The organism is Candidatus Protofrankia datiscae, from assembly GCF_000177615.2.
GTDB classification, from domain to species: domain Bacteria; phylum Actinomycetota; class Actinomycetes; order Frankiales; family Frankiaceae; genus Protofrankia; species Protofrankia coriariae.
On the sequence record NC_015656.1, the window covers coordinates 4628371 to 4650814 of the forward strand.

The 22444-nt window shown below is 68.7% G+C and carries 30 protein-coding genes; 2 read left to right on the forward strand and 28 right to left on the reverse strand.

The genetic code is table 11. The annotated features are described in order from the left end of the window. Positions 1-272: 272 nt before the first annotated feature. The 28 genes from FSYMDG_RS19400 to FSYMDG_RS19535 all read right to left on the reverse strand — a co-directional run bounded on the left by FSYMDG_RS19400 (position 273) and on the right by FSYMDG_RS19535 (position 19376). On the reverse strand, positions 273-926 hold the full coding sequence (locus FSYMDG_RS19400) for an adenylate kinase (RefSeq protein WP_013875091.1): 654 nt from the start codon (positions 924-926) through the stop codon (positions 273-275). Next, entirely contained in the window at positions 926-2218 is a 1293-nt protein-coding gene (secY, locus tag FSYMDG_RS19405) for a preprotein translocase subunit SecY (protein WP_013875092.1), read from the reverse strand. The genes FSYMDG_RS19400 and secY overlap by 1 nt, the downstream gene beginning before the upstream one ends. A 468-nt stretch (positions 2219-2686) precedes the next feature. Further along, on the reverse strand, positions 2687-3181 hold the full coding sequence (gene rplO / locus FSYMDG_RS19410) for a 50S ribosomal protein L15 (RefSeq protein WP_013875093.1): 495 nt from the start codon (positions 3179-3181) through the stop codon (positions 2687-2689). Further along, positions 3178-3363 carry a 50S ribosomal protein L30 gene (gene rpmD, locus FSYMDG_RS19415; RefSeq protein WP_013875094.1) on the reverse strand — a complete coding sequence of 62 codons (186 nt, stop codon included), beginning with the start codon at positions 3361-3363 and terminating at the stop codon, positions 3178-3180. Before rpmD ends, rplO begins: the two co-directional genes overlap by 4 nt. After that, the gene (rpsE, locus tag FSYMDG_RS19420) at positions 3363-3971 is read right to left on the reverse strand and encodes a 30S ribosomal protein S5 (RefSeq protein WP_013875095.1); all 609 of its coding nucleotides are present in this window, start codon (positions 3969-3971) and stop codon (positions 3363-3365) included. Before rpsE ends, rpmD begins: the two co-directional genes overlap by 1 nt. A 49-nt stretch (positions 3972-4020) precedes the next feature. Continuing rightward, entirely contained in the window at positions 4021-4389 is a 369-nt protein-coding gene (gene rplR / locus FSYMDG_RS19425; RefSeq protein WP_013875096.1) for a 50S ribosomal protein L18, read from the reverse strand. Between the two features lie 11 nt (positions 4390-4400). Next, complete coding sequence (gene rplF / locus FSYMDG_RS19430) at positions 4401-4937, reverse strand: 50S ribosomal protein L6 (RefSeq protein WP_013875097.1); 537 nt, start codon at positions 4935-4937, stop codon at positions 4401-4403. An 11-nt stretch (positions 4938-4948) separates the two neighbouring features. After that, complete coding sequence (gene rpsH / locus FSYMDG_RS19435; RefSeq protein WP_013875098.1) at positions 4949-5356, reverse strand: 30S ribosomal protein S8; 408 nt, start codon at positions 5354-5356, stop codon at positions 4949-4951. A gap of 188 nt (positions 5357-5544) precedes the next feature. After that, a complete protein-coding gene (locus FSYMDG_RS19440; protein ID WP_013875099.1) occupies positions 5545-5730 on the reverse strand; it encodes a type Z 30S ribosomal protein S14 in 186 nt (61 codons plus the stop codon). 192 nt (positions 5731-5922) lie between these two features. After that, complete coding sequence (gene rplE / locus FSYMDG_RS19445; protein WP_013875100.1) at positions 5923-6492, reverse strand: 50S ribosomal protein L5; 570 nt, start codon at positions 6490-6492, stop codon at positions 5923-5925. A gap of 167 nt (positions 6493-6659) precedes the next feature. Continuing rightward, the gene (gene rplX / locus FSYMDG_RS19450) at positions 6660-6977 is read right to left on the reverse strand and encodes a 50S ribosomal protein L24 (protein WP_043607140.1); all 318 of its coding nucleotides are present in this window, start codon (positions 6975-6977) and stop codon (positions 6660-6662) included. Positions 6978-6988: 11 nt separating this feature from the next. After that, positions 6989-7357, reverse strand: coding sequence for a 50S ribosomal protein L14 (gene rplN / locus FSYMDG_RS19455; protein ID WP_013875102.1), 369 nt, complete (start codon positions 7355-7357; stop codon positions 6989-6991). Positions 7358-7531: 174 nt separating this feature from the next. After that, positions 7532-7858: a 30S ribosomal protein S17 gene (gene rpsQ, locus FSYMDG_RS29295; RefSeq protein WP_043604042.1), complete on the reverse strand. Its 327-nt coding sequence runs from the start codon at positions 7856-7858 to the stop codon at positions 7532-7534. 5 nt (positions 7859-7863) lie between these two features. Next, positions 7864-8169, reverse strand: a complete 306-nt coding sequence (gene rpmC, locus FSYMDG_RS19465; protein ID WP_013875104.1) for a 50S ribosomal protein L29 — start codon at positions 8167-8169, stop codon at positions 7864-7866. Continuing rightward, complete coding sequence (gene rplP / locus FSYMDG_RS19470; protein ID WP_013875105.1) at positions 8169-8585, reverse strand: 50S ribosomal protein L16; 417 nt, start codon at positions 8583-8585, stop codon at positions 8169-8171. Before rplP ends, rpmC begins: the two co-directional genes overlap by 1 nt. Before the next feature lie 4 nt (positions 8586-8589). Beyond that, the gene (gene rpsC / locus FSYMDG_RS19475) at positions 8590-9597 is read right to left on the reverse strand and encodes a 30S ribosomal protein S3 (RefSeq protein WP_013875106.1); all 1008 of its coding nucleotides are present in this window, start codon (positions 9595-9597) and stop codon (positions 8590-8592) included. Continuing rightward, positions 9597-10019, reverse strand: coding sequence for a 50S ribosomal protein L22 (rplV, locus tag FSYMDG_RS19480; RefSeq protein WP_013875107.1), 423 nt, complete (start codon positions 10017-10019; stop codon positions 9597-9599). The genes rpsC and rplV overlap by 1 nt, the downstream gene beginning before the upstream one ends. Beyond that, complete coding sequence (gene rpsS, locus FSYMDG_RS19485; RefSeq protein WP_013875108.1) at positions 10012-10293, reverse strand: 30S ribosomal protein S19; 282 nt, start codon at positions 10291-10293, stop codon at positions 10012-10014. Before rpsS ends, rplV begins: the two co-directional genes overlap by 8 nt. Before the next feature lie 73 nt (positions 10294-10366). After that, positions 10367-11200, reverse strand: a complete 834-nt coding sequence (rplB, locus tag FSYMDG_RS19490; protein ID WP_013875109.1) for a 50S ribosomal protein L2 — start codon at positions 11198-11200, stop codon at positions 10367-10369. An 84-nt stretch (positions 11201-11284) separates the two neighbouring features. Then, on the reverse strand, positions 11285-11581 hold the full coding sequence (rplW, locus tag FSYMDG_RS19495; protein WP_013875110.1) for a 50S ribosomal protein L23: 297 nt from the start codon (positions 11579-11581) through the stop codon (positions 11285-11287). Next, a complete protein-coding gene (rplD, locus tag FSYMDG_RS19500) occupies positions 11578-12369 on the reverse strand; it encodes a 50S ribosomal protein L4 (protein ID WP_013875111.1) in 792 nt (263 codons plus the stop codon). The genes rplW and rplD overlap by 4 nt, the downstream gene beginning before the upstream one ends. Then, positions 12366-13100 carry a 50S ribosomal protein L3 gene (gene rplC, locus FSYMDG_RS19505; RefSeq protein WP_013875112.1) on the reverse strand — a complete coding sequence of 245 codons (735 nt, stop codon included), beginning with the start codon at positions 13098-13100 and terminating at the stop codon, positions 12366-12368. The genes rplD and rplC overlap by 4 nt, the downstream gene beginning before the upstream one ends. Positions 13101-13116: 16 nt before the next feature. After that, on the reverse strand, positions 13117-13425 hold the full coding sequence (gene rpsJ, locus FSYMDG_RS19510; protein WP_013875113.1) for a 30S ribosomal protein S10: 309 nt from the start codon (positions 13423-13425) through the stop codon (positions 13117-13119). A 168-nt stretch (positions 13426-13593) separates the two neighbouring features. Continuing rightward, positions 13594-14787: an elongation factor Tu gene (gene tuf, locus FSYMDG_RS19515; protein ID WP_013875114.1), complete on the reverse strand. Its 1194-nt coding sequence runs from the start codon at positions 14785-14787 to the stop codon at positions 13594-13596. Between the two features lie 173 nt (positions 14788-14960). Beyond that, the gene (gene fusA / locus FSYMDG_RS19520) at positions 14961-17057 is read right to left on the reverse strand and encodes an elongation factor G (protein ID WP_013875115.1); all 2097 of its coding nucleotides are present in this window, start codon (positions 17055-17057) and stop codon (positions 14961-14963) included. Positions 17058-17063: 6 nt separating this feature from the next. Then, the gene (gene rpsG / locus FSYMDG_RS19525; RefSeq protein WP_013875116.1) at positions 17064-17534 is read right to left on the reverse strand and encodes a 30S ribosomal protein S7; all 471 of its coding nucleotides are present in this window, start codon (positions 17532-17534) and stop codon (positions 17064-17066) included. Continuing rightward, a complete protein-coding gene (rpsL, locus tag FSYMDG_RS19530) occupies positions 17534-17908 on the reverse strand; it encodes a 30S ribosomal protein S12 (protein ID WP_013875117.1) in 375 nt (124 codons plus the stop codon). Before rpsL ends, rpsG begins: the two co-directional genes overlap by 1 nt. Before the next feature lie 505 nt (positions 17909-18413). Continuing rightward, positions 18414-19376: an RsmB/NOP family class I SAM-dependent RNA methyltransferase gene (locus FSYMDG_RS19535; protein ID WP_043604046.1), complete on the reverse strand. Its 963-nt coding sequence runs from the start codon at positions 19374-19376 to the stop codon at positions 18414-18416. Between the two features lie 550 nt (positions 19377-19926). On the opposite strand from FSYMDG_RS19535, the gene FSYMDG_RS19540 reads away from it, so the two are divergent. After that, positions 19927-20214, forward strand: a complete 288-nt coding sequence (locus FSYMDG_RS19540) for a hypothetical protein (protein WP_043604050.1) — start codon at positions 19927-19929, stop codon at positions 20212-20214. Between the two features lie 31 nt (positions 20215-20245). Then, the gene (locus FSYMDG_RS23455) at positions 20246-22216 is read left to right on the forward strand and encodes an ABC transporter ATP-binding protein (RefSeq protein ID WP_013875120.1); all 1971 of its coding nucleotides are present in this window, start codon (positions 20246-20248) and stop codon (positions 22214-22216) included. Positions 22217-22444 lie beyond the last annotated feature (228 nt).

Below are 22444 nucleotides of genomic sequence, written 5' to 3' on the forward strand. Positions count from 1 at the left end.
GCGAACAGTGAGGACACGCTATCGGAGCCACCTGGCGGCGTGTCCGTGAGCTTGCCATCGGTACCCCACCCCGCCCTAGTGTGCCTGCCGCGTTGTCGGTAGCACCACAGCCAGCCACCCCTGACGCCCCACGATGCCGGCTCCACATGCCGGCTTCCGTATGCCGGCTCCACAGTGCTGGTCACAGCGCGGCCAGGCTCACACCGGGGCGGGTGGCGCCAAGCCGGCCGGGCGGGCCGGCGACAGCGGGCCGACACAGGCGTCGGCGGGCATCAGCTCGCGTAGTGGCGCAGGGCGTCGAGAGCGCGGTCGGTGACGTTGTCCACCGGGCCGGTCGCGTCGATACCGACCAGCAGACCCTTTGCCGCGTAGTAGGCGACCAGCGGCGCGGTCTGCTCGGCGTAGACCTCCAGTCGGTGGCGTACCGTCTCGGAACGGTCGTCGTCCCGCTGGAACAGCTCGCCGTTGCAGCGGTCGCAGACACCTTCCACCGCGGGTGGGTCGAAGTCGATGTGCCAGATGTGACCACAGTTACGGCACGTCCGCCGCCCGGACAGGCGCTGCACCACCTCGTCGTCGTCGACGACGAGTTCCAGGACGACGTCCAGGCGCGTCCCCATCTCCTCGAGCAGCTGGCCCAGCACCTCGGCCTGGGGCACGTTGCGGGGGAAACCGTCGAGCAGGAACCCCTTGGCCGCGTCGTCCTCGGCCAGCCTGTTGCGGACCATGCCGATCGTGATCTCGTCGGGGACGAGGTCGCCAGCGTCCATGTACTGCTTGGCGAGCACCCCCAGCTCGGTGCCCTCCCGGACGTTCGCCCGAAAGATGTCGCCCGTGGAAATCTTGGGAATCGACCGTGCCTGGGCGATGAAGGCGGCCTGGGTGCCCTTGCCGGCGCCCGGCGGTCCGACCAGTACGAGGCGCACTACCGCAGGAAGCCTTCGTAGTTGCGGAGCATGAGCTGGCTTTCGATCTGTTTCACCGTCTCCAGCCCCACTCCGACAATGATCAGTACCGATGTTCCGGCGAACGGGAAGGGCTGCTGTTTGGTGAGGTTCAACAGGGCCAGCGGGAGGACCGTGATGGCACCGAGGAAGAGCGAGCCCGGGAGCGTGATCCTGGACAACACGCGATCGAGGTACTCCGCGGTGGGTCGTCCTGGCCGGATGCCGGGGATGAAACCGCCGTACTTCTTCATGTTGTCCGCCACCTCGGTCGGGTTGAAAGTGATGGCCACGTAGAAGTAAGTGAAGAAAATGATCAGTGCGGCATAGCTGACGAGATACAACGGGTGGTCGCCACGAGCCAGATAGCGCTGCTCGAAGTCCTGGAAGGTCCTGTTGCTCCAGACCTGCCCGAGCAGCTGCGGCAGCTGCAGCAGCGCGGATGCGAAGATCACCGGGATGATGCCGGCCTGGTTGACCTTGATGGGCAGGTAGGTCGAGGTACCGCCGTACATCCTGCGGCCGATGAGGCGCTTGGCGTACTGCACCGGGATACGGCGCTGCGACTGCTCGACGAACACGACGAACACGACGATCACCAGCCCCAGCAGGCAGACGAGGGCGAAGACCACGCCACCGGCCACCTGGAGAATCCGGCTGCCCTGGGAGGGCAGCGCCGCCGCGATCGACGTGAAGATCAGAAGGGACATCCCGTTGCCGACCCCACGGGCGGTGATCAGCTCACCCAGCCACATGATGAGGGCGGTGCCGGCGGTCATCGTGACCACGATGACCGCGATCCGGAACAGGCTGGTGTCCGGGATGATCGGCGCGGCGCAGCCGGGGAACAGGTTGCCGCTGCGGGCGAGGGCAACGATGCCGGTTGCCTGTAGGACGGCCAGCGCGATCGTCAGATAACGGGTGTACTGGGTGAGTTTCTGCTCACCCGAACTGCCTTCCTTCTTGAGCTGCTCAAGCCTGGGGATCACTACGACCAGCAACTGAATGATGATGCTCGCCGTGATGTACGGCATGATCCCGAGGGCGAAGATGGACAGTTGCAGCAGAGCGCCACCGCTGAACAGATTGATCAGCGAGTAGACGTTGCTGCTGTCGGCGCTCGCCGAGGACAGGCAGGAGTTGATCGCACCGGTCGACACCCCGGGGGAAGGCAGTACGCTGCCCATCCGGAACAGAACGATGATCCCGAGGGTGAAAAACAGCTTTTTGCGCAGGTCAGGCGTGCGGAAAGCCCGTGTGAAGGCGGTGAGCACGACTCCTCCTGCTGATCGTCACGGCAAACGCACGCGGTGGACGACTGCCCCGACCGGGGATAGGACCGGCGGTGCGCGGTGTGCCGACTGTAACAGTAGAGACGGTCCACTCGTCCCGACATGGGCCTGCGGCAGGTCCATCCGGCCCGGTCGCCGCGGAAGCGGAAGGGTGTGGAACTGTCTTCCACCTCCGGTAGCCGGCGACATCAGGCATCAACCTCGGCGTTCGAGGCGTTCGGGGTAAGGGTAACGGCAGCGCGCCGCCCGAAGCCAGCGGACCCAGGCGACGCGACGGCTCTCGCCAGCCCCCGGCGACCATGGCCAGCCGGAACACCGGGACGCCGGAGGGCAGTCGTCCAGTGCCTCCGAGGCCCCGGTGGACCAGGTCGTATCCGGTGGATCTCCGATCGCGCGGGCGGTGCCCACGCCGACCAGCACCCACCGGATGTGGCCTGGATCTCGGTGACCCTAGATCTCGGTGACGCTACCGCCGACAGCGGTGATCTTTTCTTTGGCGGACGCGGAGAAAGCGTGGGCGCGCACACTCAGCGCGATCCCGATCTCCCCGTCACCGAGCACCTTGACCAGGCTGTTGCGACGGACGGCACCGGCCCTGGCAAGATCGTCTACGCCGATCTCGCCCCCGTCGGGGAACAGCTCGGCGAGCGTCGCGACGTTGACGACCTGGTACTCGGTGCGGAAGCGGTTGCGGAACCCCTTGAGCTTGGGCACCCGCATGTGCAGCGGCATCTGGCCGCCCTCGAAGCGGGCCGGGACCTGCTTGCGGGCCTTGGAGCCCTTGGTGCCGCGACCGGCGGTCTTGCCCTTGGAGGCCTCACCACGGCCGACCCGGGTCTTTGCCTTGTGGGCACCCGGCGCAGGCCGCAGGTGGTGGATCTTCAGACCGGACTCTCGCCGGGCATCGGCGGTCTCCGGCTCGGTTGCCTTGGTCAGCTCGCTCATGCGTCCACCTCCTCGACCCTGACGAGATGACTCACAGTAGCGATCATCCCGCGCACTTCCGGCCGGTCGTCCCGTTCGGTCGTCGCGTTGATCCGGCGCAGGCCGAGGGTCCGCAGCGTCTCACGCTGGTTGCGGGTCCCCCCGATCTCCGAACGAATCTGTGTGATCTTCAGGCGGGCCATCAGGCACCGGCCCCGACCGTGCGGGCACGCAGCATCGCCGGCGGCGCCACGTCCTCGATGGGCAGGCCACGGCGGGCGGCGATCTCCTCGGGGCGCATCAGGCCCCGCAGCGCCGCGACAGTGGCGTGCACGATGTTGATGGGGTTCGACGAGCCGAGCGACTTCGACAGCACGTCGTGGACGCCCGCGCACTCCAGCACCGCGCGGACCGGGCCGCCGGCGATGACACCGGTACCAGGGGAAGCCGGCTTGAGCAGCACGATCCCCGCGGCGGCCTCGCCCTGGATCGGGTGCGGGATCGTCGAGCCGATCCGCGGCACCTTGAAGAAGTGCTTCTTGGCCTCCTCCACACCCTTGGCGATGGCGGCCGGCACCTCCTTGGCCTTGCCGTAGCCGACGCCGACGGTGCCGTCGGCGTCCCCGACCACGACCAGAGCGGTGAAGCTGAACCGCCTACCACCCTTGACGACCTTCGCCACCCGGTTGATGGCGACCACTCGTTCGACGTATGCGTTCTTGTCCTGGGCCGGACCGCCGCCCTGGCGGTCGCGGCGTTCCCGACGGTCAGAGCCGCCGGAGCCGCCTCCGCGGCGCTGCTGGCCTGGCATCAGTGAATCTCCCTGTTCGTTGAATGTCCGCGCATGCAGGCCCGAGGCATCAGAACTCCAGCCCGCCTTCCCGGGCGGCGTCCGCCAGCGCGGCGATCCGCCCGTGGTAGGTCCGCCCGCCGCGGTCGAAGACCACCGCGGTGACGCCGGCCTTGCGAGCGCGCTCAGCGACCAGTTGGCCGACAGCCTTCGCCAGCTCGGTCTTGTCGCCATCCACGGTACGCAACGCCAGGTCCAGCGTGGACGCCGAAGCCAGGGTGTGGCCGGCGACGTCGTCGACGACCTGGGCGTAGATGTGACGGGTCGAGCGGGTGACCACGAGACGCGGGCGGGTGGGCGTGCCCGAGACCTTCTTGCGTATCCGCGCGTGCCGGCGGAACTTCGCCGTACGCCGCTGGGCGCTGACACTGACAGCCATGATCCGTTCCTCTACTTCCCGGACTTGCCGACCTTGCGGCGGACGACCTCGCCCTGATACCGCACGCCCTTGCCCTTGTACGGGTCGGGCTTGCGCAACCGCCGGATCTTGGCTGCCACCTCGCCGACCTGCTGCTTGTCGATCCCGTGGATAACAAAACGGGTCGGCGTCTGTACCTCGAACCTGATGCCCTCGGGAGCCTTCACCGCGACCGGGTGGCTGAAACCCAGCGCGAACTCCAGATCCGAGCCCCGGGCCTGCACGCGGTAGCCGACACCGACGATCTCAAGCGTCTTGGAGTATCCGGCGGTGACGCCGGTCACCATGTTCGCCACCAGGGTGCGGGTCAGCCCGTGCAGGGCACGCGAGCGGCGCTCGTCGTCCGGACGGGCGACGAGCAACTGCCCGTCCTGCGCACTGACGGTGATCGGCTCCGCCACCGAGTGGCTGAGCGTGCCCTTCGGGCCCTTGACCACGACCTCCGCGCCGTCGACGGAGACATCCACACCGCTTGGCACCGGAATCGGTAGACGTCCGATACGTGACATCGCGCGACTCCTTACCAGACGTAGGCGAGGACTTCCCCGCCCACTCTGCGCTTGTTCGCCTGCTTGTCGGTCAGCAGGCCCGACGACGTGGAAATGATCGCCACACCGAGCCCACCGAGCACCTTGGGAAGGTTGGTCGCCTTGGCGTAGACCCGCAGGCCCGGCTTGCTGATGCGCTTCACGCCGGCGATGGAGCGCTCCCGGTTCGGGCCGTACTTCAGCTCCACGACGAGGGACGCGCCGACAGCCCCATCCGGGGGCTCCTCGACGTGCCACCCGGCGATGTAACCCTCCTGCTGGAGGATCTCGGCGATATGCGTCTTGATCTTGCTGCTCGGCATCACCACTCGGTCGTGGTATGCCCGGTTGGCGTTGCGGACACGGGTCAGCATGTCCGCAATCGGGTCTGTCATCGTCATGGGGCTGGAACCTTCCTCGCGAGGGTTCCCCGCGACACAGGGTCGTGGGGCCTACCGCGAACGGTGGGTGGTGTGCGTCAGCTTCCGTGGCCCGTGCGGCCAGCGCCGGCGCGATCCGCCGGGCGCGACGACCGGCGGACCCGTCGTCGCCCCGACACGGCGTGCCGGGCGGCCGTCACCGGGAGCTCCTACCACGAGCTCTTGGTGACTCCTGGAAGCTCGCCGCGGTGCGCCATCTGCCGCAGGCAGACCCGGCAGAGGCCGAACGCGCGGTAGACCGACCGCGGACGCCCGCACCGCTGGCAACGGGTGTAGCCCCGCACGCCGAACTTCGGCTTGCGGATCGCCTTCTCAACCAGTGCTTTCTTCGCCATCTGACCTGTTTCTTCCAGGGCCGCCGGCCGTGCGAAAAATCTTCGCGCAGCCTTTGGCCGGCACTTCTTCCAGGGCCGCCGGCTGTGCGAAAAATCTTCGCACAGCCTTTGGCCGGTAGCCTCTCCCAGGCCGCCGGCCATCCGAAAAAATTTTCGCATGACCCTCGACCAGTGGCTTCTCAGGGCCGCCGGCTAGCTCTCGCGGAACGGGAAGCCCAGCGCCCTCAGCAGTGCGCGGCCCTCGTCGTCGGTGGTCGCGCTCGTGACAACCGTGATGTCCATCCCGCGGACCCGGTCGATCCGGTCGATGTCGATCTCGTGGAAGATCGACTGCTCGATGACGCCGAAAGTGTAGTTGCCGGCACCGTCGAACTGCTTCGGCGACAGCCCCCGGAAGTCACGGATACGCGGCAGGGCGATCGAGACCAGCCGGTCCAGGAACTCCCACATCCGGTCGCCGCGCAGGGTCACCTTCGCGCCGATGGGCATGCCATCGCGCAGTTTGAACTGCGCGATGGACTTCTTCGCCCGCCGGACGGCCGGCTTCTGGCCGGTGATCGAAGCAAGGTCCCGCAGCGCGCCGTCGATGAGCTTGGCGTCCCGGGCGGCGTCCCCGACACCCATGTTGACCACGACCTTGACCACGGTCGGGATCTGCATCACGTTCGCGTACTGGAACTGCTCGCGCAGGCCCGTCGCGATCTCCTCGCGATACCGCTGCTTCAGCCGCGGCAGCGGACGGGCTTCAGTGGTAGTTGTCATCTCTCGTTTCCTTGCAGCCTCGGCCCAACGGACGGCGATCCCCACCGCGATCCGGCGGGAACGCAGGAGGCACCACGTGCCCGGAGGGCACGCAGGCCGGCAGGAACGCCAGCGGCGGCCACCCGGACGCCGGCAACGGCCCCTTCGATCACACCAGCCATGGCTGGCTACAGCTCGGTGCCGGTACGGCGGGAGATCCGCACCTTCGTACCGTCGTCGTTGACGCGGTAGCCGATCCGGGTGGGACGGTTGTCGGAGGGATCCACGATCATGACGTTGCTGACATGGATGGGCGCCTCCTGGGTAATGATCCCCCCGGACTGCGAACCGCGGGCCGAGGTGTTCACCCGAGTGTGCCGGGTGACCCGGTTGGCTCCCTCGACGAGCACCTTGTCGTCGGCCGGGAAGGCTCTGATGACCTTCCCCCGCAGACCCCGGTCCTTGCCCGTGATGATCTGGACCGTGTCGCCTTTTCTGATCTTCATTCCGGCCACGGTCACAGCACCTCCGGCGCCAGTGAAATGATCTTCATGAACTTCTTGTCACGCAATTCGCGACCAACCGGCCCGAAGATACGCGTGCCTCGGGGATCCCCGCCGTCCTTGATGAGCACGGCGGCGTTCTCGTCGAACCGGATGTAGGAGCCGTCAGGGCGACGACGCTCCTTGGTAGTGCGTACGACGACCGCCTTGACCACGTCACCACGCTTGACGCCAGCCCCGGGCAGGGCGTCCTTCACGGTCCCGACGATGATGTCGCCGATGCCGGCATAACGACGCCCCGAACCACCGAGTACGCGGATGCACAGCAACTCCCTGGCACCCGTGTTGTCGGCGACCCGAAGTCGCGACTCCTGCTGGATCACTTCCCGCTCCCGAACTGCGTCGGCGCCCGCCTGCCGGCGGCCGGCTCGCTGGACCTACTGTGCGGCCCGCGGCGACGCGCCGGACTCGTCACGTCGCCGTCGGGCCATCTATCCGGGCCTGCCGCTGCCCAGGCGACGCGCCGGCCATCGTCGCGTCGCCGTCAGCGGGTCGACCTACTTGGCTTTCTCCAGAATTTCCACCACACGCCAGCGCTTCGTCGCCGACAGCGGCCGGGTCTCCATCAGCAGGACCCGATCGCCGACGCCGCTGGTGCTGTTCTCGTCGTGTGCCTTGATCTTCTTGGTGCGCCTGATCGTCTTACCGTAGAGCGGGTGCTGCACCCGGTCCTCGACGGCGACGACCACTGTCTTGGCCATCTTGTCGCTGACCACCAGGCCCTCGCGGACCTTGCGGAAGCCACGGTCGACCTTTGCCGCCGACGCGTCGTGCCCCGCGTCCGTCGCCGCGCCGTCCGTCGTCGGGGTGTCGTCTGTTGTCATCCCACTCACGCCCGTTCCGCCTGGGTAGCCGTCTGTGCCTGCTCGGCCTGCGCCTGGTCGAGGTCAGCCGCGACCGCCACGCCGGTTTCCACCAGCTCCGGGTCCTCGGAAAGACCCAGCTCACGCTCGCGCAGCACCGTGTAGATACGCGCGATGTCACGCCGGACGACCCACAGCCGGTGATTGCTGCTGAGCTGGCCGGTCGCGGCCTGGAAACGGAGGTTGAACAGCTCCTCCTTGGCCTCCCGCAGCTTGTCCGCCAGATCCTGCCGGGACAGGGCCCGCAGCTCGTCCGCGGTCGCGGTCGCCATCACGCACCTCCCTCACGGGTGACGAACCGGCACTTCATCGGCAGCTTGTGAATGGCGCGCCGCATCGCCTCCCGAGCCACCGGCTCGGCGACACCGGACAGCTCGAACAGCACGCGCCCGGGTTTGACGTTGGAGACCCACCACTCGGGCGAGCCCTTACCGGAACCCATCCGGGTCTCGGCCGGCTTCTTCGTCAGCGGACGGTCCGGGTAGATGTTGATCCAGACCTTGCCACCACGACGGATGTGGCGGGTCATCGCGATACGCGCCGACTCGATCTGCCGGTTCGTCACGTAGGCCGGCTCGAGCGCCTGGATGCCGAACTCGCCGAACGCAAGTCTGGTCCCACCCTTGGCCGCGCCGTCACGTCCAGGATGATGCTGCTTACGATGTGCGACCTTACGGGGAATCAGCATCGTTCTAGCCCTCCGTCTCCTGGGTGGCCGCGCCAGCGGCGGGCCCAGCGGTGTCGGCCGGAGACGCGGCCGGTGCTGTGGAGGCCGCGGCCTCGGAGCTCGCCGGGGCCGTCGGGGCTGCCGGGGCCGTCGGGGTTGCCGGAGCCGCCGGGGTCGGGGCCGGCGTGGCCTCAGCCGCGCCGCTCGCGCCGCTCGCGCCACCCGCACCCGCGCCAGCGCCGCCGCCACCACGGCCACGGCCACGGCGCTCACCCTGACGGGCCGCCGCCCGGCCGGCGTCGGTACCGCCAGTGGTGGTACCGGACGAGCCCGACCGCGGCCCGCGGCGCGGACGCTCCCGGCGGTGCTGCCGCTGCAGCGCCTCCTGGGCCTCCCGCTCCGCCCGGCTCTGCACGACATCACCCTTGTAGATCCAGACCTTCACGCCGATGCGCCCGAAGGTTGTCCGGGCCTCGTAGAACCCGTAGTCGATGTTGGCGCGCAGCGTGTGCAGCGGCACCCGGCCCTCACGGTAGAACTCCGAGCGGCTCATCTCGGCACCGCCGAGGCGTCCCGAGCACTGCACCCGGATGCCCTTGGCGCCGCCCTTCATCGCCGACTGCATGGCCTTGCGCATCGCCCGCCGGAAGCTGACCCGGCTGGAGAGCTGCTCGGCCACGCCCTGCGCGACGAGCTGGGCGTCCACCTCGGGGTTCTTCACCTCGAGGATGTTGAGCTGGACCTGCTTGCCGGTCAGCTTCTCCAGGTCGCCACGGATGCGGTCGGCCTCGGCGCCACGGCGTCCGATGACGATCCCCGGACGGGCGGTGTGGATGTCCACCCGCAACCGGCCCTGGGTGCGCTCGATGTCGACCCGGCTGATACCCGCGCGCTCCATGCCCCGGGACATCATCTTCCGGATCTTCACGTCCTCGCCGACGTACGCCTTGTACTGCTTGTCGGCGTACCAGCGGGAGGTGAACTCCGAGGTGATACCCAGCCGGAACCCGTGCGGGTTGACTTTCTGACCCACTACCGGGCCCTCCCTGTGCTCTTCGCGCCGCGGGTTCCCGCGACCGGCGGCCGGCTCTCCACGACAACCGTGATGTGGCTGGTCCGCTTGCGGATCCGGTAGGCACGGCCCTGGGCCCGTGGACGGATGCGCTTGAGGGTCGGGCCCTCGTCGACAAAGGCCTCACCGACCCAGAGCGTGGCCGGGTCGAGGCCGTGGTTGTGCTCGGCGTTGGCCACCGCGCTCGCGACCACCTTGTAGACGTCCTCGCTGGCCGCCTGCGGGGCGAACCGGAGGATGTCGAGGGCCTCGCTGGCCGAGCGGCCACGCACCAGGTCGATGACCCGGCGGGCCTTCGTCGGCGACACCCGGACGTAACGGGCCGACGCGCGGGCGCCCGCCAGCCCGGAGCGGGTCACCCCGTCGACAAGAGCGTCAGCCACGGCGTGACCTCCGGTCCTCCTTGACGTGGCCGCGGAAGGTCCGCGTCGGTGCGAACTCGCCGAGCTTGTGGCCGACCATTCCCTCGGTGATGAACACCGGGACATGCTTGCGACCGTCGTGCACGGCGATCGTGTGACCGAGCATGTCCGGGATCACCGTCGAGCGCCGCGACCAGGTCTTGATGACGTTCTTCGTGCCCTTGGCGTTCTGCAGGTCCACCTTCTTGAGCAGGTGGTCGTCGACGAACGGGCCCTTCTTCAGACTGCGTGGCATGGCGTGTGTCTCCTCCTTCCCGCTCAGAATCGGTGGTCGTACGTTGGGTGCCGCCGGGTGTGCGCCATCGTGATCACCGCCGCCTGTTCTGCTTCCGACGACGGACGATCAGCGCGTCGCTCTCCTTGCGGGTCCTGCGGGTGCGCCCCTCCGGACGGCCCTTCGGGTTCACCGGGTGGCGGCCACCGGAGGTCTTGCCCTCACCACCACCGTGCGGGTGGTCGACCGGGTTCATTGCCACACCACGGACGGTGGGGCGGCGGCCCTTCCAGCGCATCCGGCCGGCCTTGCCCCAGTTGATGTTGCTCTGCTCGGCGTTGCCGACCTCCCCGACCGTGGCCCGGCAGCGGACGTCGACGTTGCGGATCTCCCCGGACGGCATCCGCAGCTGGGCGAAGGGACCGTCCTTGGCGACCAACTGGACGCTCGCCCCCGCGCTGCGCGCGATCTTCGCACCGCCGCCGGGACGCAGCTCGATGGCGTGCACCACCGTGCCGGTGGGGATGTTGCGCAGTGGGAGGGCGTTGCCGGGCTTGATGTCGGCGGTCGGGCCCGAGCTGACCACGTCACCCTGCCGGAGCTTCACCGGGGCGAGGATGTAGCGCTTCTCCCCGTCGGCATAGTGCAGCAGGGCGATCCGGGCGGTGCGGTTCGGGTCGTACTCGATGTGGGCGACCTTGGCCGGCACGCCGTCCTTGTCCCGCCGGAAATCGATCAGGCGGTAGGCACGCTTGTGGCCACCGCCCTGGTGCCGGGTGGTGATGCGCCCGTGGACGTTGCGACCGCCCTTGGAGTGCAGCGGGCGGACCAGCGACTTCTCCGGGTGGTCACGAGTGATCTCGACGAAGTCGGACACGCTCGCGCCGCGGCGCCCCGGCGTCGTCGGCTTGTACCTACGAATCCCCATCGTCACCCACCGTGTCCTCGTCCCCGCGGGCCAGGCCCGGTGGGGCACTGGCCGCGGACGGCTGCGTACTCGTCGGCCTGCATGTCACGCACCGGGACCCCCGAAGATCTCGATGGAGTCCCCCGGCGCCAGCGCGACCATGGCCCGCTTGGTGGACTTGCGCTGCCCCCAGCCGGTACGGGTGCGCTTGCGCTTGCCCGCCCGGTTGCTGGTGTTGACGCTGAGGACCCGGACGTTGAATATCCGCTGGACCGCGAGCTTGATCTCGGTCTTGTTCGCGTCCGGATGGACGATGAAGGTGTAGACGTTCTCGTCCAGCAGGCCGTAGCTCTTCTCGGAGACGACCGGCTTGATGATCACGTCGCGCGGGTCGGCGCTCACTTGGCCTCCTCCTCGGCTGCCGCGTCCTCGTCGGCACCGGCCGGTGCCGCCGGCTCGTCGGAAGCGGTCCGCGCACCACGGGAGATCGGCGCCAGCGCCCGCTCCACGAACGTGGCCAGAGCGTCGCGGGTGAACACCACGTCGTCGCTGACCAGCACGTCGTAGGTGTTGAGCTGGCCGGGGTCGAGCAGGTGCACGCTGGGGATGTTGCGCAGGCTCTTCCAGGTGAGCTCGTCGGTGTGGTCGACCACCACCAGCACCCGCCGGACATCCGTGATCGTCCGCAGGGCGGTGACCGCGGTCTTCGTCGACGGCGTGTCACCGCTGACGAACGACGACACGACGTGCACCCGGCCGCCCCGGGCCCGGTCGGACAGGGCCCCGCGCAGCGCGGCGGCCTTCATCTTCTTCGGCGTCCGCTGCTCGTAGGAACGCGGCTTGGGGCCGTGCACCACACCACCGCCGGTGAACTGCGGGGCGCGCAGCGAGCCCTGCCGGGCCCGGCCGGTGCCCTTCTGCCGGTACGGCTTGCGCCCACCGCCGCGGACCTCGCCGCGGGTGCGGGTGGAGTGGGTCCCCTGCCGGGCCGCGGCGAGCTGCGCCACCACCACCTGGTGGATGAGCGGCACGTTCAGCGCCACGTCGAAGATCTCACCCGGCAGGTCGACGCTGCCGGCCTCGCCACCGGCGGGGGCGTGGACGACGACCGTGCGGGTCTGTGGCGGCGCGCTCCGCTCGTCGTCGGCGGCCAGTGGCCGCCGGCGCGCCGACGCCGTCACTGCGCTCATGCCGATACCTCCTCGCTGGACGTCGCGACGTCACCGGTGGCGGATGCCGTGGCCGGCTCGGCGACGGGCTCGAAGTCCGCCGGCGCGGGCCGCTTGGCCGCGCTGCGGACGAGCACCAGACCGCCGTCCGGGCCGGGAACCGCGCCCTTGACCAGCAGGAAGCCGCGCTCGGTGTCGACGGCGTGGATGGTCAGGCCGGCGGTGGTGACCCGTTCGTGCCCCATCCGCCCGGCCATCCGCAGGCCCTTGAAGACGCGGCCGGGGGTGGCGCACCCGCCGACCGATCCGGGCGAGCGGTGCTTGCGCTCGACGCCGTGGCCGGCGCCGAGGCCCTTGAAGCCGTGCCGCTTCATCACACCGGCGAAGCCCTTGCCCTTGGATGTGCCGGTCACGTCCACGATGCTGCCCGCGGAGAAGATCTCGCCGGTCAGCTCCTGGCCGGGGCGGTAGTTGGTGGCGTCCGCGGTGCGCAGCTCCACCAGATGCCGCCGCGGCGGGACCCCGGCGCGCGCGAAGTGGCCGCGCAGCGGCTGGGTCACCCGGCGGGGGTCGATCTCGCCGTAGCCGAGCTGGACCGCCGAGTAGCCGTCCCGGTCGGATGTCCTGACCTGCGTCACCACGTTCGGCCCAGCTTTGATCACCGTGACCGGGATGACGCGGTTGTTCGCGTCCCATACCTGGGTCATCCCGAGCTTGGTGCCCAGGAGCCCCCTGTAGTTGCGATTGAGCATGACTGCGCCGGCCCCTTTAAAGCTTGATCTCGATGTCGACACCGGCGGGAAGGTCGAGGCGCATCAGCGAGTCGACCGTCTTCGGCGTCGGGTCAAGAATGTCGATCAGCCGCTTGTGCGTGCGCATCTCGAAGTGCTCGCGGCTGTCCTTGTACTTGTGCGGCGACCGGATCACGCAGTAGACGTTCTTCTCCGTCGGCAGCGGCACCGGTCCCGCGACCTGCGCACCAGTCCGCGTCACCGTCTCGACGATCTTGCGGGCCGAGCTGTCGATGATCTCGTGGTCGTAGGCTTTGAGCCGGATGCGGATCTTCTGTGCCGCCATGGTGGGCTTCGCCTGTCCTGTCTGTCTCGTCCGGCTGGCAGGCCCCGCAGGGTCCGTTCCTTGGCCGGAGCTGCCGCCGGATGTACCGCTTGTTGTCAGGTGCGTACACTGCGCAAGCGGCGGGTCATATGCCCTGGATGGGGCATAGCGGGCCCGCCGCCGCAGCGACTACTTCAGGATCTTGGTGACGCGACCGGCACCGACGGTGCGACCGCCCTCGCGGATGGCGAACCGCAGGCCTTCCTCCATGGCGATCGGCTGGATGAGCTCGACCGTCATCTCCGTGTTGTCGCCCGGCATGACCATCTCGGTGCCCTCGGGGAGGGTCACCACGCCGGTCACGTCGGTGGTACGGAAGTAGAACTGCGGGCGGTAGTTGTTGAAGAACGGGGTGTGGCGGCCACCCTCATCCTTGCTGAGGATGTAGACCTGCGCCTCGAAGTTGGTGTGCGGAGTGATCGACTTCGGCTTGGTGACGACCTGGCCGCGCTCGACGTCCTCACGCTTGACACCACGCAGGAGCAGGCCGACGTTGTCACCGGCACGCCCCTCGTCGAGCAGCTTGCGGAACATCTCCACACCGGTGACGGTCGTCGTGGTGACCTCCGGCCGGATGCCGACGATCTCGACCACTTCGTTGACCTTGACGACACCGCGCTCCACGCGACCGGTGACGACAGTGCCACGACCGGTGATCGTGAAGACGTCCTCGATCGGCATCAGGAAGGGCTTGTCGATGTCGCGCTCCGGCTCCGGGATGGAGTCGTCGACGGCCTGCATGAGCTCGAGGAGCTTGGCTCCCCACTCCTTGTCGCCCTCCAGCGCCTTGAGCGCCGAGACCCGGATCACCGGCACGTCGTCGCCGGGGAACTCGTACGAGCTCAGCAGCTCCCGGACCTCCAGCTCGACAAGCTCGAGGATCTCCTCGTCGTCGACCATGTCGGCCTTGTTCAGCGCCACGACGATGTAGGGCACGCCGACCTGGCGGGCGAGCAGCACGTGCTCCTTGGTCTGCGGCATCGGGCCGTCGGTCGCCGAGACGACGAGGATCGCGCCGTCCATCTGCGCCGCGCCGGTGATCATGTTCTTGATGTAGTCGGCGTGGCCGGGGCAGTCGACGTGAGCGTAGTGCCGGTTGTCGGTCTGGTACTCGACGTGGGCGATCGAGATCGTGATGCCGCGGGCCTTCTCCTCCGGCGCCTTGTCGATCTGGTCGAACGGCGTGAAGGGGTTCAGGTCCGGGTGCGCGTCGTGCAGGACCTTGGTGATGGCCGCGGTCAGCGTGGTCTTGCCGTGGTCGATGTGACCGATGGTCCCGATGTTGACATGCGGCTTGTTCCGCTCGAACTTCTGCTTCGCCACGGGTGTCCCTCCAAGGACGGGTGGTGTCGTGCCGTGCTGGTGGTCCTGGGACCGCCGGCGGCGCGAGAGAAGTGATCGCGCCGCCTGCCGGCCACTTGTAGCCTGCTAATGATCAATAGTGGTGCCGGATCCGCGAGCGACCCCCGGACGGGGCCACCACGCCCGGCCACCGGTCACTCTCCGCGCGCCTTCGCGATGATCTCCTTCGCGACCCCCGCCGGAACCTCGGCGTAGGAGTCGAACTGCATCGAATAGACCGCTCGCCCCGAGGTCTTCGAGCGCAGGTCCCCGACGTAGCCGAACATCTCCGACAGCGGGACGATCGCCTTCACGATGCGCGCGCCGGACCGTTCGTCCATGGCCTGGATCTGCCCGCGCCGTGAGTTCAGGTCGCCGATCACGTCACCCATGTACTCCTCGGGGGTGGTGACCTCGACCGCCATCATCGGTTCGAGCAGCACCGGGTCGGCCCGCCGCGCCGCCTCCTTGAACGCCATCGAACCGGCGATCTTGAAAGCGAGCTCGGACGAGTCGACGTCGTGGTACTGACCGTCGGTCAGGGTGACCTTCACGTCGACGAGGGGGTATCCGGCGAGCACGCCGAACTCCATCGCCTCCTGGCACCCGGCGTCGACCGACGGGATGTACTCACGCGGGATGCGACCGCCGGTGACCTTGTTCTCGAACTCGTAGCCGCCGCCGTCGCCGCCGGAGGGCTCGAGATCGATGATCACTCGGGCATACTGCCCGGAGCCACCGGTCTGCTTCTTGTGCGTGTAGTCGACCTTCTCGACCTTGCGCCGGATGGTCTCCCGGTAGGCGACCTGCGGCTTGCCGACGTTGGCGGTGACGCCGAACTCGCGGCGCATCCGGTCGACGAGCACGTCGAGGTGCAGCTCACCCATGCCCGCGATGATCGTCTGCCCGGTCTCGTCGTCGGTGCGGACCTGGAAGGTCGGGTCCTCCTCGGCCAGCCGGCCGATGGCCGTTCCCAGCTTCTGCTGGTCGGCCTTGGTCTTCGGCTCGATCGCGACGCTGATGACCGGGGCCGGGAAGGTCATCGACTCCAGGATGACCGGGGCGTTCGGGTCGCACAGCGTGTCACCGGTCGTGGTGTTCTTCAGACCGACGACCGCGACGATCTGACCTGCGCCGACACCCTCGCGGTCCTCCCGGTGGTTGGCGTGCATCTGGAGGATGCGGCCGATGCGCTCCTTGCGGTCCTTGGTCGAGTTCAGCACCGGGGAGCCCGAGGTGAGCCGGCCGGAGTAGACCCGGATGTAGGTCAGCTTCCCGACGTAGGGATCCGTCATGATCTTGAAGGCGAGTGCGGCGAACGGCTCGCTCTCGTCCGGCTCGCGGGAGACCTCGGTGTCCTCACGGCCGATGGCGTGACCAACGGTGGCGCCGATGTCCAGCGGGCTCGGGAGGAAGTCGACGACGGCGTCGAGCATGGGCTGCACGCCCTTGTTCTTGAACGCCGACCCGCACAGCACCGGGTTGAGCGCTCCGGCCAGCGTGCCCCGGCGCAGCGCCGCCCGCAGCTGCTCCTCGGTCGGCTCCTCACCCTCGAGGTAGAGCTCCATCAGGATGTCGTCGTTCTCGGCGACGGTCTCGATGAGCTTGTCCCGCCACTCCTGCGCGGCCTCCAGGTGGTCACGCGGGATGTCGACGGTCTCGTAGGAGGCGCCCTTGTCCTCGGTGTGCCAGAGCAGGCCCTTCATCCGGATCAGATCGATGATGCCCTTGAAGTCGGCCTCGACGCCCCACGGCAGCTGGATGACAGCCGGGGTCGCGGCGAGCCGGTCGACCATCATCTCCACGCACCGGTGGAACTCCGCGCCGACCCGGTCCATCTTGTTGACGAACGCGATCCGCGGGACGTTGTAACGGTCGGCCTGGCGCCAGACGGTCTCGCTCTGCGGCTCCACACCGGCCACGGCGTCGAAGACGGCGACCGCACCGTCGAGCACCCGCAGCGACCGCTCCACCTCGACGGTGAAGTCGACGTGCCCCGGAGTGTCGATGATGTTGATGGTGTGGTCGCGCCAGGTACAGGTGGTGGCCGCGGAGGTGATGGTGATCCCCCGCTCCTGCTCCTGCTCCATCCAGTCCATCGTGGCGCCGCCGTCGTGGACTTCACCGATCTTGTAGTTGACGCCGGTGTAGAACAGGATCCGCTCGGTGGTCGTGGTCTTGCCCGCGTCGATGTGGGCCATGATCCCGATGTTGCGGGTCGCGGCCAGCGCGGCACGTACGTCAGCAGACATTGTCGGTTACCAGCGGTAGTGGGCGAAGGCCCTGTTGGACTCCGCCATCTTGTGGGTGTCCTCGCGCCGCTTCACGCTCGCGCCGAGACCGTTACTGGCGTCGATCAGCTCGTTCATGAGGCGCTCGGTCATGGTCTTCTCGCGGCGCTGCCGGGCGTAGCCGACCAGCCAGCGCAGCGCGAGGGTGGTGCTCCGGCTCGCGCGCACCTCGACCGGCACCTGGTAGGTGGCGCCACCGACCCGGCGGCTGCGCACCTCCAGCGTCGGCTTGACGTTGTCGAGAGCGCGCTTGAGCGTGACCACGGGGTCGTTGCCGGTCTTCTCCCGAGCGCCCTCGAGCGCCCCGTAGACGATCCGTTCGGCCAGCGACTTCTTACCGCTGAACAGAACCTTGTTGACCAGCGCTGTCACCAGCGGTGAGCCGTAGACCGGATCGACGACGACGACGTGCTTGGGAGCCGGGCCCTTGCGTGGCATCAGGCCTTCTCCTTCTTTGCTCCGTACTTGCTGCGCGCCTGCTTGCGGTTGCGGACACCCTGCGTGTCCAGCGTCCCGCGAACGATCTTGTAGCGGACGCCCGGAAGGTCCTTCACCCGGCCGCCGCGAACCAGGACGATCGAGTGCTCCTGCAGGCTGTGTCCCACCCCCGGGATGTAGGCGGTGACCTCTATCCCGCTGTGGAGCCGGACCCGGGCAACCTTGCGCAGCGCCGAGTTCGGCTTCTTGGGCGTGGTCGTGTAGACGCGGGTGCACACGCCACGACGCTGCGGGCTCCCCTTGAGCGCCGGGGTCTTGGTCTTCTCGACCTTGTCCTGCCGGCCCTTGCGGACCAACTGCTGGATCGTCGGCAACGCCGCTCCCGTTCCTGTTCCGTTCCTGCCGGTACCTGCCGTCATCTCGCCTGTGCCCGGCCCACGCTGTCCGACCCACGCGGTCGGGCGTGTCGCGACCCCTGGGAGCAGCCCGACAACCGGGACGGTCTGCCATGGGAGTACGCCCGCCCGCCTTGGTGAAGGCCGGGCCGCCCCTGACACCACAGGCCCGGCAGGACGGGCCACAGTGTCACGGAATGGCCATGGGATGGCGCAGGACACAGGTCAACCTTGCAACGCACAGCGCCGCAGAAACCGAGACTACAGACCCGCCGACGGCTGTGTCGAATCGGGGTACCCCACGTGCCACTGGTAGCCGCCTCCCCCGCGCCGGCGGGGCAGGCAGGGCCGCCGGAACCCGCGGCGCCAGTGGGAAGCGCGCGCACCTCCCGGCGCCGACGACGCCACAGTGATGGAATGTTGTGATAGCAGAGTGCTTCCAGGGTGGCGGCGTTGCGAGGAAAGCCCGGCCAGCCCGGCAGCGTCAGCCCGGCAGCTTCCGCAGCTTGCAGACGAAGAAGCCCTCGAACGCCGGGCCCGGCAGGATGCGCCGGGCATCGGCGAGCGCCGGATGGAAGGTCTCGGTCCGCCAGTGGCGCAGGCCCGGCCGCCACGCGTCCGGCGCGAAGCCGTCGATGTCGACCTCGATCGGGCACACCTCGACGGGATGGTGACGCAGCAGGTAGCTCAACGGCGCCTCGTTCTCCTCCGGGCCGAACGTGCAGGTGGAGTACACCAGGACGCCGCCGGGGCGCAGCAGCCGGCAGGCCGCCACCAGCATCTTGCGCTGCAGCCAGCCGTAGTCGATCACCCGCTGTTCGGTCCAGTACCGCAGCGCCGCGGACGACCGCAGGTCGACCAGGCCCTCACCGCTGCACTGGGCGTCCAGCAGCACCCGGTCGAAACGCTCCGTTATGAACTTGTCGGCATACTGCGCCGGGTGACAGCTCGTCTCGGCCAGGCGGACGTGGAACTGCCGGGTGACCGCGCGCAGTTTCTCCAGCCGGGGCGCGATGCCGTCGTTGGCCCACAGGCGCGCCTCGTTACCGACCAGCGCCGCGATGTGCGCCGTCTTACCGCCCGGCGCCGCGCACAGATCGATGATCGACTCGTCCGGCGCGGGCGCGGGCGCGGGCGCGAGAGCCAGCGCCGGCACCAGGCTGGAGATGTTCTGGATGTAGGCATGACCGCCGCCGAACACCTCCGAGCGCGACAGCACCCGCTTGTCGCCGCGCAGGAGATAGCCGTCGGGACACCAGTCGAGCGGGTCGAGGGTGAGCCCGAGATCCGCGATGGCGCGGTGGATCGTCGCCACGCCCAGCGGTGAGAGCCGGTTGACCCGGACGCCGGGGCGGCGGTCCAGGCAGAGGCGGTCGACCACCTCGGACTCGGCGAGCTGAAGGATCTCGGACAGCCGCCGTACGAACAGCGCCCGCTTCCGGTTCACCCAGCCCCCCCGCCACATCCTGCTCGCGCCGCCACCACGGGCACGCCAGCCCGGCGACACCGAGGCCCGGCAACACCGCCGCCGCCAAAATACCCACCGCGCACCACCATCGTGGCCGGGCCTCGCCCAGCCGCCGCACACTCGACCGCGGCGTGCGTACCCCGACCGTCCGATTGCCGACCGCGGCGGTGTACCGCGGCCGACGAACCGCTTTCCCGGGCCGGTGCCACCGGCCCGGACCCTGCTCCGCCGGCACCCCCGCCACCTGCGAAAACACCGCGGACCGTCCGGTCGTCAAAAGAATCCGCCGGCACGTCACAACGTTTGTCGTAGCGCACATGTCGCGTTCGAGACCAAATACCCGGGTACCACGAAAGCTGTGAGCCGAGTCATGATGTTGAATCCTTGCCCGGTAATCGGCGTCCCGATAAATTCGGTTTTGCTACCGTCCCGTCCGGCCGACCTCGATGGAGGACAAATGTCTACTCACTTCCCCCTCCCCGGCCACGCGGAAATTAGTCCGTCAAGCACCATCGGGCTGGTCATAGAGGTGTCCGACGATGTCGAGATATCCGTTTTCCGCAGCACCGAGGAAATTCCCAGAAAAACGCTTCCGAAATTGCCGGACGCCTGCGCCGAGCAGCGGGACGAAGACCACGGCAGCCAGCCCGTGACCGCCCGCCCCGGCCCGGGCACAGCCGTCGACGCGGACCCCGAGGTCACTGTCGAGGCGACCCCCGACGCCGCTCCCGCCACCATCCCCCACGCGATCGCCGGTCCGGAAACGGCCGTCGACAGCACGGTGGACGCATCCAGCACCGCGCACCGCGACGACTGACCTCCGGACCGCACCAGGCAGGCGGCTCACAATGACGACATCTCGCCGGTCGTCCACCGGGACCAACAGGTGGATCGGGCAGCCGACCCACCAACAGACCTCGGCGGGGACGACATTCCCGAAGACCACCGCCGGTGTGTCCTGGCTCTACGGGCGCCTGTTCGCCTGGCTCACCGGAAATCCCGCGGCCGCCCGCGTCGAATATTTCATCCGGGACCAGAACAGGGCAGCCGCCACGCACGCCGCGCTTTCCCTGCTGGGCGTGTCGACCCTGGTGGCCGCGCCGTTCGCGATTCGGAACCTGATCGACGGCTGGCTGCTGCGACTGCGGACGAACGGCATACTCCTGCCGGTCCTCCTCATCCTCGGCGCCTTTGTGCTCAGCGCCGTGGTGTCGACCCTGCGATACATACTGGTTGGCTATTTCAGCGAGAAACTCGCGCTGCGGATCCGGCGTGACCTCTACCAGCACGCGATCGCGCTGCCGTTTCCCCACATCGCCCGGGCCCGGCACGGTGACGTCATCACCCTGTTCACCATCGACACCGTCAGGGTGCGCACCGCCGCCGCCTTCTGTCTGCCGGCCATCGCGACCATGGCGGTCGAACTCGTCGTGGCCGGGGTGGTCGCCTACCTGCTCCAGTGGCGTCTCGCGTTCGCCGTGGCCGCGATCGGCGTGGTCCCGCTCGTCCTGCTGCGCCTGGTACGCGGACGCGTCCGGGCCATCTCCAGGGTGGAAAGCGAACGGCTCAGCCGGCTGGCCGATCATCTCATCGAGCTGACCGGGCCGGCGGGAGCGCTGCACCTGCGCGCCTTCCGCGCGCAGCACACCGGTCAGGAGGAGTTCGACCGGCTGGGCGCGGCCATTTCGACGGCCGCCCGCACCCGCGTGCAGGTCTTCGCCCGCCTGCAGCTCATCGCCGCGGCCAGTTCGGTGCTGGCGACCATGACCGTGATCGGGTTCGGGGTGTGGCTCACCCTGAACCAGACGATGACGGTTGGCACCTTCGTGGCCTTTCTCAGCGTGCTCCTGCTGGCGTTCCGTTCCATTGCCGGCTTCGCCGACCTGCGTACCCAGCTTTTCGACGGCGAGGCCTCCCTCGTCCGCATCCTGGATTTTCTCGACATCCCGCTGGGGACGACGCCGGCCGGCGACCGCAGCAATGTCAGGCCACTGACCACGGCCGATCGGCCGCATCCGCCCGCGGGCGCCACGCCACCGGCGGGCCCGGTGGCTTCCGGCTCCGAGGACGCCCAGCGTCCGCCGGCCCATGGCGATCTCGTCCTGGAGAACGTCTCCTACTCCTACGCGCCTGACGTGCCCGCTCCCCGGTGGGCGCTGCGCTGCGTCGACATCGCCGTGGGCCGCGGCGAGATGGTGGCCGTCGTCGGGTTCAGCGGCGCCGGGAAGACCACGCTGTGCCATCTCGCCAGCGGCCTGCTCACCCCCACCAGTGGGCGTGTCCTGCTCGGCGGCTGCGACGCCGGCGGGCTCTCCCCCGCCGCAGCCCGGGCCGCGGTCGGTCTGGTGTCGCAGGAGCCGTTCGTCCAGCGTCGTAGCGTCGCCGAAAATCTCCGCTTCGGGAATCCGGCCGCGACGACCGACGAACTGTGGGCCGCTCTGGAGGCGACCGGGCTGGTCACGCTCGTGCGTTCGCTGCCGGAGGGGATTCACACCCCACTGGGGCACAACGGCCACCAGATCTCCGGCGGAGAACGGCAACGGCTGTCCATCGCCCGCGTACTGGTCCAGAACCCGCGGACCGTCGTCCTCGACGAGGCCACGTCGAACCTCGACACCCTGACCGAGGACCTGCTGCGCGCCTCCCTGGAACGTCTGCTCGCCGAGAGAAGCTGTCTCATCGTGGCCCACCGGGCGACGATGACCGTCGCCGCCGACCGCATCTACGTGCTGGAGAACGGCACGGTGATGGAGGCCGGGCCGCACGACCGGCTCCCGCAGCGGTGGTATCTACGCCCGGCTGGCCCGCGGCCCGGCTGACCGGGCCCTGCGAAGGAGCAGGAACGGTAGCCGGTAAAAGACCCGCCGGAGAAACCCACTGCGGAAAGCGACGGAACAGCTCACCGCGGAAGAGTCAGAAAAAGCCTGTGCCCGGACCACACGCCACAGTGGTCCGGGCACAGGCTTTTCTTCGGCTGACCGTCTCTCCAGCCGGCCGTCGCACGCTCCGTCATCGCATGCCGGCATCTGTCGCATGCTGCCGTCGCG